The 5,576-nt window shown below is 66.1% G+C and carries 7 protein-coding genes; 2 read left to right on the top strand and 5 right to left on the bottom strand.

The annotated features are described in order from the left end of the window. The 3 genes from JNK68_04655 to JNK68_04645 form a co-directional block, all read right to left on the bottom strand. Positions 1–569 (bottom strand): hypothetical protein (locus JNK68_04655; GenBank protein MBL8539644.1); only part of this gene is annotated, 569 nt, incomplete at its 3' end. 97 nt (positions 570–666) lie between these two features. Next, the gene (locus JNK68_04650; GenBank protein ID MBL8539643.1) at positions 667–1,107 is read right to left on the bottom strand and encodes an ATP-binding protein; all 441 of its coding nucleotides are present in this window, start codon (positions 1,105–1,107) and stop codon (positions 667–669) included. Positions 1,108–1,116: 9 nt separating this feature from the next. After that, positions 1,117–1,473, bottom strand: coding sequence for an STAS domain-containing protein (locus JNK68_04645; protein ID MBL8539642.1), 357 nt, complete (start codon positions 1,471–1,473; stop codon positions 1,117–1,119). A gap of 215 nt (positions 1,474–1,688) precedes the next feature. On the opposite strand from JNK68_04645, the gene JNK68_04640 reads away from it, so the two are divergent. Both JNK68_04640 and JNK68_04635 read left to right on the top strand, forming a co-directional pair. Then, the gene (locus tag JNK68_04640) at positions 1,689–3,629 is read left to right on the top strand and encodes a cyclic nucleotide-binding domain-containing protein (GenBank protein MBL8539641.1); all 1,941 of its coding nucleotides are present in this window, start codon (positions 1,689–1,691) and stop codon (positions 3,627–3,629) included. Further along, complete coding sequence (locus tag JNK68_04635; GenBank protein ID MBL8539640.1) at positions 3,626–4,306, top strand: 3'-5' exonuclease; 681 nt, start codon at positions 3,626–3,628, stop codon at positions 4,304–4,306. The genes JNK68_04640 and JNK68_04635 overlap by 4 nt, the downstream gene beginning before the upstream one ends. A 17-nt stretch (positions 4,307–4,323) precedes the next feature. Here the strand turns inward: JNK68_04635 and JNK68_04630 are convergent, their stop codons facing one another. Both JNK68_04630 and JNK68_04625 read right to left on the bottom strand, forming a co-directional pair. Further along, complete coding sequence (locus JNK68_04630) at positions 4,324–5,328, bottom strand: cation diffusion facilitator family transporter (protein ID MBL8539639.1); 1,005 nt, start codon at positions 5,326–5,328, stop codon at positions 4,324–4,326. 73 nt (positions 5,329–5,401) lie between these two features. After that, positions 5,402–5,576, bottom strand: a 175-nt coding sequence (locus tag JNK68_04625) for a hypothetical protein (GenBank protein ID MBL8539638.1), incomplete at its 5' end; no start/stop codon positions are given.

Below are 5,576 nucleotides of genomic sequence, written 5' to 3'. Positions count from 1 at the left end.
GGGGCGATGTCCTGATTGAGGCACTTGGCGATCTCCACGAACAGCCCCGCCAGCAGATTGCGATCCGTCTTCACGCTCGACAACTCCGCAAACATCCGCTCGATCGTCTGCCTCGTGTCGTCGTTCCGGCGCTTGATCTCCTCCCGCAACTCCTGCGTCTCGTGCCCCAGCCGCTCCGCAAACTCCCGCTCCAGCCGCCCCAGCTGGTCCGACAGCTGACCCAGCCTCTTGTCCAGCGACTGCGACTGCTCCCGCACGTCCCGCTCCAGCTCCTTGTCCGCCTCCGTGCGCAGATCCTTCTCCTCCCGCAGCTGGTTCACGCACGACTCCAGCTGCTTCTTCAGGCTCGACTCCACACCCGACAGATTGCGCGATCCCTCCGACTCCAGATCCCGCATGTTCTGCTGGATGCGATCCTCCAGCGCCGCAAAACGGCGGTCGTAATCACTCATCTGGTTGCCGAACAGGAGCTCCCGGATCTTCTCCACCCCGGCCGCCTCTCCTGCCCCCAACCCCAGGCTCGCCCCCTCCTGCCCTTCCGTCATCGCAGCCGCTTTCGGTCCCGCCATAGTTCTGTTCTCCTCGATTCTGATTGAGCCACGCCCCGCAGCACCCACACCGCGCGACCAACGCGGCCGACGCGGGGCAATGATAAACGTTCCGGAGTCACCGCGGGGCGCCCTGCTCGTGGCGAAACACCACGGTCAGGCAGTTGCGCTTGCCGGCGCGGCTATATCGCATGTCATCGGCAAAATGCCGGACGATGCCGATGCCCCAGCCGCCGACGCGTCCCGTGTCGAGATCGGTCGTGCGCGGCCGTTCCGGCGTCTCTACCGGATCGAAGGGTTTCCCGTCATCGGCGATTTCGAGGGTCGTCCGGTCGTCGAATCGGCACAGGCACATTTCGATCAGATGCTCGCCATCGTCGGCGTAGGCATAGTTCACCACGTTGGTGACGAGTTCCGTGGCGCACAGGTCGACGTATTGCGCCATGACCTCCGGCACTGCGTTCTTCTGTGCCCACGCCTGCACCCAGGCGCTCAGGCGCAGCAACTCGGACAACCTGTTGCGAATCACCAGCGAGGTGGAACTGACTCCGACACGCACGGCGCTGATTCAGCCGCTCGCCGCGCCCGCCTGCAACGCGGCAGTCGCCACCTCGAAATCGCCGAACACGGGAAGAATCGATTCGATCGCGGTGATTCGGAGTACTTCCTCGACCGGCGCCTGGGGACTCAGCAACACCATCTTCCCGCCGTGCTTCCTGAGCGTTCGCGCGGCACTGAGGAGTGTGCGGATACCGATGGAGGCGAGGAAGGACACCTGCGACAGGTCGACCAGAATGCGTGCCGCCGGCGCCGTCGCCAGTTCTCCCAGGCGCTTGTCGACGTCTCCCGCGGCCATGCTGTCGAACCGGCCGGCGAGCACTACCCGGTCGATGCCATCTGCCGACTGCTGTACGTGTACATCCATGACGGTCGACCTTCTCCGCTTGCGACTCGAAGGGAGCGCCGCAGCGAGGCGACGCCATGAGCATAAGACTGCCGTCGAGTGTAGCGCACCTGCCACGGAGCGTCGATCGCACGCACACGGCAGGTCAGCGCGAAGCTAAACTGCCACGGTCTCTCGCAGCGACCCGCGATCCCCTCGCGCCCACTGTCACGACGCCGCGTTCGCAACGCCCGACAATGAAGACATCGATCATCCGCTATCGCGTGGCCGACTTCCTCAAGCAGTCGGCGCCCTTCGACGCGATCTCGGAGGAGGATCTCCTCGAGTTGGCGGCAACCGGGCGCGTATCGTTTCACGAGGCGGGGGAGTTCATCTTCCGCAGGAACGCGCCACGCAAGCCGTGCCTCTGGGTCGTTCAGCAGGGAACGGTCGAGATCGTCGACGAGACGGAAGAGGGAGACCGCCTGTACGACCTGCTCGGTGCCGGTGACGTTCTCGGCCTCGCCTACTTCCTGGGACGCGAGTCCTATCTGCACTCGGCGAAGACCAGCAGCGACGTGATCCTGTACTCGATCGATGCGCGCTCCTTCGCCGTCCACGTCACCAAGTATCCCCGCGTCGCGCGCTTTCTTGCCGCCCGCTTCTCGATTTCCGGACTCTACCAGAACGTCCTCCAGGCAACGGTCGACGAGAAATTGCGGGGAGCCACGCTGCAGTCCGCTTCGTGGCTCGACACCGCGGGACCCTCGCCGGAGTTCCTGCGGGCGCGGCTGCGCGTCTGCACGCCCGGGCAGCCCGCGCGCGACGCGGCAAGGGCAATGGCCACCTGCCCGGGGGACGCAATCGCCGTGCTGGATGACAACGGCACCGCCGTCGGCGTCATCACCGCGCGCGACCTGCACGAGCGCATGGCTTCTGCCGCGGGCACTGCCGGTGACACGTGCGAATCGGTGATGACGACGCGCTTCGCGACCACAGCACCGAATCTGACGTCGGAAGCGTATCTGCTGCAGATGATGCGTAGCCGCACCCCGCTCCTCGTCGTAACTCTGGACGGAACCCGAGCAAGTCGCGCGGAGGGACTTCTCTCCGCCAGAGAGCTCTCCTGCGTCACCGGCCGCAACCTCCCGCTGCTCGCAGCGGAACTGGCACACGCGCGGACCGTTGCCGAGTGGAGGCTTCTGGTCGCGCAGGCGCGTGCGCTCGCAGCGGAGGCCCTGACGGGTCCGGCGACCTTCGCCAGGGTGGCGGAAATCGTGAGCCTCTTTGATGCGGCGCTGGTCGAGTCGATCGTGTGCGCCGTTCGCGAGGAGCTGCCCGCCGGCGACGCCGGTGTCGCCGCCGTCCCGCATTGCTGGCTGCTCTTCGGCAAAGCGGGCCGCGCCGAAATCATCGAACCCGTGCAGCCCGAGATCGGGATCGTCTACGCGGACCCGCCGCACGAGCAGGAGGCCCGGGTAGCGCAATACTTCCGAACGATCCTGGAAAGGGTCTCGCTGCACCTGACGGCCTGCGGCCTCGATCGACCACTGCCGGCCGCGGCCGAGAAAGACATCCTGCGCTGTCGGTCGCTGTCCGATTGGAAGCAGTTCTTCGACGCAATGATCGGCAACCCGATCGAGAACGAGGTCTACGCCACCCGCCGGTTCCTCGACTATCGGGTGCTTTGCGGCGATCCCGACCTCGAACGCGAGCTGACTGCGGCCATCGGCGCGAATCTGCGGGCGAGTCGCAGCTTCATTCCCATTCTCGCGAACGACACGCTCGAACGCCTGCCGCCGATGACGTTCTTCCACGGGCTGGTGATCGAACTGGACGGCGCGCAGACCCAGGATCTCGATCTCGGCGCCACAGCGCTGTCCCCGATCACGGACGCTGCGCGCGTCTACGCGCTGGCCGCAGGCAGCCTGGACGCCAAGAGCACCCTGCAGCGCCTGGATGTCGCCGCTGCCGCGGTGCCCGAAGCCGCGACGGTGTTTCACGAAGCGGCCGGGGCTTTCCGCGCCGCCTCCTGCTACGCCGCGGCGGCCGCCATGAAAAGCACGACGCGCAGCCCGCTCATCGCGGCAAGCCAGCTTCCCAAGTACGATCAGCGGCTCTTGAAGACGGCCTTCGAATCGGTGCAGAAACTGATCGAGTTCACCTCGACGCCGGCGCAGTGGATACGGCGAATGTGAGCGCGGCCGAACCATCGGACCCGATCGTGCGGGGCTATCTGCACGCCTTCGATGCGACCTGGTCCGACCAGACGCCCGTCGCGCAGGTCCGCTTCGTCGTGCTGGATACGGAGGCCACCGGCCTCGACACGAAGCGCGACCGCATCATCACCATCGGCGCTGTCGCCGTCAGGGCGGACGAGATCGATCTGGCGGACGCGTTCGAAGCCATGCTCAAGATCGCGCACAACCAGTCGGCCGTGACCGTGCACGGCATCACGCGGGACGAGGCGCAGGACGGCATGGACGAGCGGGAGGCGCTGGCCGCTTTCCTCGGCTACCTGGGCGATGGCGTCATCGTCGGCCACCACATCGGCTTCGATATCGAGATGCTGAACCAAGCCTGCCAGCGGCACTTTCAGGTCGATCTGCACAACCGCCGGCTCGACACCATGGACCTGACGCTCCACCTGCAGGACAGCGGGGCCTTCGACACCGATCACGCACCGCGCGGGTTTTCCCTGGATGCCCTGTGCGCACTGTTCGGCGTGGAGCCGCGGGATCGTCACACCGCTGGCGGCGACGCCTTCATTACCGCGCTCGTCTTTCTGCGGCTCCTGCGTCTTGCCCGCAAGTGCGGGCGCCACCTGCTGGCGGATCTGACCGTGCCTTATCCGCGGTCGGCTGAAACGAACTGAGCGCCGGGGCGTCTTCGTCAGTTCGACGCCGAGCCCGCTTCGACCGGTCGAGCCTCCTGCAAATCCACGTCCGCGACTGCCGGATCGTCACCGCGGCCGGCCTGAGACGCCCAGTGCGTGGCCGCAACCGGCACCGGAACGGCATCCTGCGCGCCGATGATGACGGTCACGACGCTGTTCGGAAAATGCGCAGCGACCGACTTGCGGATCACCTCCATCTCGCGCTGGACTTCGCCGACGCGTCGGCCCGCATCGAAGCCCAGGAAGATGTCGATGAAGATGCGGTTGCCCGAGCGCCTGGAGCGCACGCCGTACAGCATGTCGTAGCGCTCGAAATGCGCCACCAGCTCGCGCGTGATCTTGAGCTGGTCGCCCTCTTCGAGCGTGCCGTCCAGAAGGTCGTAGCAGGAGGTCGTCAGCACCCTGAGCGCCGACATGAGAATGCTGCCGGCGATGACGAGCGAGGCGACCGGGTCGATGTAGACGGACCAGGCCTGACCGGCCAGCGCGAGGCTGCCGGCGAGCGAGATGAAGATGAAGACGTTGCCGACGAGCTTGGTGAAGAAAAGCTTCGCCTGCGCCGCCATGATCGGCGAATTCTCCTCCGCAACGGTCCGTTGCGCCCGCTTCCACAGGGAACCGTTGATGCCGCTGTAGATCACCTGCAGCACGAGGCTCAGGTAGACCCCCGCGCCGCCGATGTGCCCGGGCAGGACGATGTTGCGCACGGCATTGGCGACGATCACCAGGACGACCAGAATCATCAGCGCGGCCACCGCCAGGCTCGAGAGGTTCTCCAGCTTGCCGATGCCGTAGTCGTAGGTGGCGCCGGCCCCGCGCCTGATGCGCCGAATGGCGAGCCACGCGAGCAGCACCGCGACGAACTCGAGCAGGGTCTTGAGAAAGTCCGCCAGCACGACGGCGGACTGCGCGGCGATCAGCGCGCCGAGCGACAACAGTGTATCGACGAGGCCCGCGATGACGGCGGTCCGGGTCGACGATTCCTTCGCGCTGTTGAGCACGCTCTAGGCGGGGACGTGACCGAGCCTTGCCGCGATTACCCGGCCTGCGGGCAGTGAGGTCGGCAAGGGTCGACTACTGGCGGTCGGGCACGCTGGCGATGCGTTTTGGGGCGATGTCCTGATTGAGGCACTTGGCGATCTCCACGAACAGCCCCGCCAGCAGATTGCGATCCGTCTTCACGCTCGACAACTCCGCAAACATCCGCTCGATCGTCTGCCTCGTGTCGTCGTTCCGGCGCTTGATCTCC

The organism is Betaproteobacteria bacterium (assembly GCA_016791345.1).
In the GTDB taxonomy this organism is placed as follows: domain Bacteria; phylum Pseudomonadota; class Gammaproteobacteria; order Burkholderiales; family JAEUMW01; genus JAEUMW01.
The sequence above is the reverse complement of the archived record's forward strand: the minus strand, read 5'-3'. Positions and strand labels throughout refer to the sequence as shown.

Coding starts and splice junctions, on each gene's coding strand:
- JNK68_04640 (MBL8539641.1), top strand. CDS start 1,689: ATGAAGACATCGATCATCCGCTATCGCGTGGCCGACTTCCTCAAGCAG.
- JNK68_04645 (MBL8539642.1), bottom strand. CDS start 1,473: ATGGATGTACACGTACAGCAGTCGGCAGATGGCATCGACCGGGTAGTG.